This window comes from Mycobacterium sp. TH-M106, assembly GCF_057473765.1.
Window position 1 is genome coordinate 1 of the sequence record NZ_JBYCLE010000655.1, and the last position, 4301, is coordinate 4301.

The following is a 4301-nucleotide window of genomic DNA, read 5'->3' on the forward strand; positions in this document are numbered from 1 at the left end:
GCCGCCTCGGTGGCGCGCAGCTGCCAGTTCGCCAGCCAGTGGTGCATGCCGTCCAGGCAGTACGGGTCGTCGAGCTGCGCGGCGACCACCGGGGTGATCCCGAGGCTGATCAGTCGGTGCCGGTCCTCGTCGGCCAGCGTCCGCAGCACCCGCAGCAGCGGAAGGTACGCCGCCGACCAGGACTGATACAGCCACTCTTCACCGACCGGCCAGCGGCCGTGGTGGGCCAGCCACGGCAGATGGGTGTGCAGCACGAGGGTGAACAGGCCGGGCACCGGGGTGGCTTCGACGTGTGCCGTACCGCTCACGGCCGCGCCGCAATCGCAATTAGGTCGAGGCTGTCGTCGATGTGGTGGGTTTTGTCCCGGCCGGCTTCGACGATGTCGAAGTCCGCGGTGGTGACCGCGGCGACATCGCGCGCCAGCTGCGCCGGCCACGGCGCGTCGGCCAGCGCACGCCGGATCTGCGCATCGACGACGGAGCCGCCGTGGCGGGCATCCATTCGCCGCAACACCGGCCCGTGAAAAACCCCGTGCACCTCGCCGACCGTGAAGCCCGCATCGGAGATCAGCGCCCGCAGTTCGGCGGCGTCGAATTCGCGGGTGTGAAACGGGTTGATCGGACTGTCCCGGCCGCCGGAGAAGGTGATGCGGTTGGGGGTGGACACCATCAGCAGCCCCTTCGGGCGCAGCACCCGGGCGCATTCGGTGAGGAATTGGGGCTGGTCCCACAGGTGTTCGATGACCTGGAAATTGACAACCACGTCGACGGATCCGCTCGGCAGCGGAATCTCGGCGAGGTTGCCCTGCATCGCCTGCACCCGGGGGTAGTGGGCACGGACATGGGCCACCGCGGCGTCGTCGTAGTCCAGTGCGACCACCCGGTGTGCCACCCGTGCGATCAGGTCGGCACCGTAACCCTCCCCGCAGCCGGCTTCGAGCACGTCGCGTCCGGCGCAGCGCGGCGCCAGCCGCTGGTAGACCACCTCGTGACGGCGGAACCAGTAGTTCTCGGTGTCCAGTCCGGGAATGGTGCGCTCCCCGGTCAGCACCAGAACGGTGTCGCCGGGCGATGCGGTACCGCCGGAGGATGTCGCGGGCTTCATAGCAGAGGCAGGCTACCTCCGCCTGGCAGCCTCCAGCGAACTGCAGGCCTCTGCCCACCCCCGGGAAGGCCGTTCATCGGCCCGCTACGCTGTACACGCGAACCGCACGGATTTACCGGCGACCACGACGCGCAGTGCGGTCGCGTGACGCGTGACCCAGTCCTGCGACCGGTTGTCGCAGGACCTTTTCCGAGGAGGACGAGCCACACCGATGACGAACATTGTGGTCCTGATCAAGCAGGTCCCCGATTATGCGGAGCGCAAGTTCAACACCGACGACTTCACCCTGGACCGGGCCGGCAGCGACGCGGTGCTCGACGAGATCAACGAGCGTGCCGTCGAACAGGCGCTGCAGATCAAGGAGAAGGAGGGCACCGAGGGCAACGGGAACTCGGTGACCTTGCTGACCGTCGGCCCCGAGCGGGCCGGCGACGCGATCCGCAAGGCGCTGTCGATGGGAGCCGACAAGGCGGTCCACGTGCTCGACGACCGCATGCACGGCTCCGACATCATCCAGACCGCCTGGGTGCTGGCACGGGCGCTGGGCACCATCGAGGGCACCGACTTGGTGATCGCCGGCAACGAGTCCAGTGACGGCGCCGGCGGGGCGGTGCCGGCCGTCATCGCCGAGTACCTGGGCCTGCCGATGCTCACCTACGTGCGCAACCTGACTGTCGACGGCGGCAAGGTCACCGCCGACCGGGAGACCCCCGACGGGGTGTTCACGCTGGAGGCGACGCTGCCGGCGGTGGTGAGCGTCAACGAGAAGAACCCCGAGGGCCGCTTCCCGTCTTTCAAGGGCATCATGGCCGCCAAGAAGAAGGAAGTCACCGTGCTCTCCCTGGCTGAGATTGGGGTCGAAGCCGACGAGGTCGGTCTGGCCAACGCCGGTTCGACGGTGACCGCGTCGACCCCGAAGCCGCCCAAGACCGCCGGTGAGAAGGTCACCGACGAAGGCGACGGCGGTACCAAGATCGCCGAATATCTGGTCGCCCAGAAAATCATCTAGGCACACCAAACCACACAGGGCCACCAGACCACATAGGGAAGAGACGACATGGCTGAAGTACTGGTGCTCGCCGAGCACGCCGACGGGGAGCTGAGAAAGGCCAGCTCCGAATTGATCACCGCAGCCCGTGCGCTGGGTGAGCCGGCCGCGGTCGTGGTCGGCGCGCCGGGCACCGCCGCGCCGCTGGTCGACGGGCTGAAGGCTGCCGGGGCCGCCAAGATCTACATCGCCGAGTCCGACACGGTGGCCGACCACCCGGTCACCCCGGTGGTCGACGTGCTGGCTGCGCTCGCGGAATCGACCACCCCGGCGGGGGTGCTGTTGGCCGCCACGGTCGACGGCAACGAGGTCGCCGCCCGGCTGGCGGCGCGGATCGGGTCCGGTCTGCTGGTCGGCGTCATCGACGTCAAGGCGGGCGGGAAGGTGCTGTACTCGGTCTTCGGTGGGGAGTTCACCGTGGAGGCCCAGGCCACCGGGGACACCCCGGTGATCACCGTGCGGGGTGGATCGGTGGAGCCCCAGCCCGCCGCCGGCGCGGGCGAGCAGGTCACCGTCGAGGTGCCGGCACCCGCCGAGAACGCCACCAAGATCACCGCGCGTGAACCCGCGGCCGCCAGCGAGCGCCCGGAGCTCACCGAGGCCGCCATCGTGGTGGCCGGCGGGCGCGGAGTCGGCAGTGCGGAGAACTTCCACGTCGTCGAGGAGCTGGCCGACGCGCTGGGTGGCGCGGTCGGCGCGTCGCGCGCGGCGGTGGACTCCGGGTACTACCCCGGGCAGTTCCAGATCGGCCAGACCGGGAAGACAGTGTCGCCGCAGCTCTACATCGCGTTGGGCATCTCCGGGGCTATCCAGCACCGCGCCGGTATGCAGACGTCCAAGACCATCGTGGTGGTCAACAAGGACGAGGAGGCGCCGATCTTCGAGATCGCCGACTACGGCATCGTCGGTGACCTTTTCAAGGTCGCCCCACAGCTGACCGAGGCGGTCAAAGCCCGCAAGGGTTAGGTCTTCCAGCGAAGGCAGCCACGTCTGGCGTGCCGGGGCCTCCGCGTCCCCCACAAGTCGTCACCGAGCGTACATCGACGCGTTACGCGGTGATTGCTCCAGCGTCCCGCGGATAGGGAACTGTGCTGACTGTGAGCACTGCATCCGTACTGATCGCCGCCGATCCCGCCTCCTCTTCCCACCCGTCGACCGACACCCCGCGGTACTCGCTGCTGGTGACCACGGACCCCGCCCTGATCGAAGCCGCGCAGCGGCTGCGCTACGACGTGTTCAGCACCGAGCCGGGCTTCGTTCTGCCCGGCTCCGCCAGCAGCTCCGAGGGCTTGGATGCCGATCGATTCGACCAATACTGCGACCACCTGGTGGTGCGCGACGACGACTCCGGTGTCCTAGTCGGCTGCTACCGAATGCTGCCCCCAACCGGTGCGATCGCCGCCGGCGGGCTCTACAGCGCCGGTGAGTTCGACGTCACCCCGCTGGACCCGCTGCGGCCGTCACTGGTCGAGATGGGTCGCGCGGTGGTGCGGCCCGGCCACCGCAACGGCGCGGTGGTGCTGCTGATGTGGGCCGGCATCCTGGCCTATGTGGACCGGTACGGATACGAATTCGTCTCCGGTTGCGTCTCGGTCCCGGTCCACGGCCAGGGACCGCCCGGCAGCCAGATCCGCGGTGTCCGCGACCTGGTCCGGCGCCGCCACGCATCGCCGTACCGCTTGACACCGCACCGGCCGGTGGTAGTCGACGGCCGCGGCCTCGACGAGATCGCGCCGCCGGCCCGCCCGGTGGTACCGCCGCTGCTGCGCGGCTATCTCAGACTCGGTGCGCGGATCTGCGGAGAGCCGGCCCACGACCCGGAGTTCGGCGTGGGCGACTTCCCGGCGCTGTTGGCCAAACGCGACGCCGACGCCCGCTACCTGCGCCGTCTGCGGTCGGTGGCGGCGGCCGCCGATGCGGCAGACGCGCCGACTCGATGAGCCGGTACGACAGTCCGTGGCTGCCCCGGCCGTCGTGCACCACCGCTTGCCTGCGAGGCCCGGTAGAACGGTCGTCGCCGTTGGTGGTGGCGGTGCGGATCGTGCTGGCGGCGCTGCTGGTGCTGGCCCTGCCGCTGCTGGCGGTACCGGTTCCGGGCAGATCCCAGGTGCATCGCGGCTGCTGCCGGCTGGCGCTGCGCTGTTTCGG

4 protein-coding genes and 2 pseudogenes are annotated in these 4301 nt (G+C 69.6%); 4 read left to right on the plus strand and 2 right to left on the minus strand.

Translation table 11 applies throughout. From position 1 onward, the window contains the following. Together AC2VOP_RS21830 and AC2VOP_RS21835 are read right to left on the minus strand one after the other, a co-directional pair. Nucleotides 1-308 (minus strand): annotated as a pseudogene (locus AC2VOP_RS21830) (1,4-alpha-glucan branching protein); the annotation flags it as partial. Further along, nucleotides 305-1105 (minus strand): class I SAM-dependent methyltransferase, encoded by an 801-nt coding sequence (locus AC2VOP_RS21835; RefSeq protein WP_486962907.1) that lies wholly within the window; start codon nt 1103-1105, stop codon nt 305-307. The gene AC2VOP_RS21835 and the pseudogene AC2VOP_RS21830, both read right to left, overlap by 4 nt. A gap of 211 nt (nt 1106-1316) precedes the next feature. On the opposite strand from AC2VOP_RS21835, the gene AC2VOP_RS21840 reads away from it, so the two are divergent. The 4 genes and pseudogenes from AC2VOP_RS21840 to AC2VOP_RS21855 all read left to right on the plus strand — a co-directional run. Then, a complete protein-coding gene (locus tag AC2VOP_RS21840; RefSeq protein ID WP_486962908.1) occupies nt 1317-2114 on the plus strand; it encodes an electron transfer flavoprotein subunit beta/FixA family protein in 798 nt (265 codons plus the stop codon). Between the two features lie 48 nt (nt 2115-2162). Continuing rightward, nucleotides 2163-3119 (plus strand): electron transfer flavoprotein subunit alpha/FixB family protein, encoded by a 957-nt coding sequence (locus AC2VOP_RS21845; protein ID WP_486962909.1) that lies wholly within the window; start codon nt 2163-2165, stop codon nt 3117-3119. A 131-nt stretch (nt 3120-3250) separates the two neighbouring features. Further along, on the plus strand, nt 3251-4093 hold the full coding sequence (locus AC2VOP_RS21850) for a GNAT family N-acetyltransferase (protein ID WP_486962910.1): 843 nt from the start codon (nt 3251-3253) through the stop codon (nt 4091-4093). Continuing rightward, nucleotides 4090-4301: pseudogene (locus AC2VOP_RS21855) on the plus strand (1-acyl-sn-glycerol-3-phosphate acyltransferase); the annotation flags it as partial. The gene AC2VOP_RS21850 and the pseudogene AC2VOP_RS21855, both read left to right, overlap by 4 nt.

Bases quoted from the DNA above. Each gene is read 5' to 3' on its own strand.
- AC2VOP_RS21835 (WP_486962907.1), bottom strand. From the start codon at position 1,105: ATGAAGCCCGCGACATCCTCCGGCGGTACCGCATCGCCCGGCGACACC.
- AC2VOP_RS21840 (WP_486962908.1), top strand. From the start codon at position 1,317: ATGACGAACATTGTGGTCCTGATCAAGCAGGTCCCCGATTATGCGGAG.
- AC2VOP_RS21845 (WP_486962909.1), top strand. From the start codon at position 2,163: ATGGCTGAAGTACTGGTGCTCGCCGAGCACGCCGACGGGGAGCTGAGA.